The sequence below is a fragment of the Acidovorax cavernicola genome, assembly GCF_003581445.1.
The window spans coordinates 1-626 of record NZ_QXMN01000324.1 but is presented as its reverse complement, the minus strand read 5'-3'; the positions used below and the strand labels follow the sequence as shown (position 1 = coordinate 626).

Annotated in this window: 1 protein-coding gene; it reads left to right on the top strand. The window is 65.0% G+C overall.

The genetic code is table 11. From position 1 onward, the window contains the following. A partial coding sequence (locus D3H34_RS33445) for a class I adenylate-forming enzyme family protein (protein ID WP_147400633.1) occupies nt 1-555 on the top strand: 555 nt, incomplete at its 5' end. Nucleotides 556-626 lie beyond the last annotated feature (71 nt).

Genomic DNA, 626 nt, shown 5'->3' with positions numbered 1-626 from the left:
GTCTGGAACAACGAAGTCCGCATCGTCGACCCGGTCACGGGAGCGCTCCAGCCCGCGGGCGCGCAGGGGGAGATCGTGGTGCGCGGGCCCGAAGTAATGCTGGGCTATTCGCGCGAGGAAGATACCCGCGGTGCGTTCGATGCCGAGGGCTACTTCATGACCGGCGATCTCGGCACGCTGTCGGCCGACGGCTTCATCACCGTGACCGGCCGCAAGAAGGATCTGATCATTCGCGGCGGGGAAAACCTCAGTCCCAAGGAAATCGAGGATGTGCTCCACGCCCATCCCGATGTGCTCGAGGCCGCGGTGGTGGCGATGCCGCATGCGCGGCTGGGGGAGACGCCCTGTGCCTATGTGGTGCTCAGGCCGCAGGCTTCCATGGATTTCGCGGGCATGACTGCCTATCTCGAATCGCGGCGGCTCGCGCGCCAGAAATTTCCGGAAAAACTGGTGTTGCTCGACGCCATGCCGAAGACGGCTTCGGGCAAGATCCTCAAGCATGTGCTGCGGGCGCAGCTGCTGCAGGCTCCGGCCTGCGACAGGGAAGTGGCATGACGAGCGCGCTTTTTTCACCGCTGACGCAACGCGGCGTCACGCTGCGCAACCGGATTGCCGTCAGCCCGATG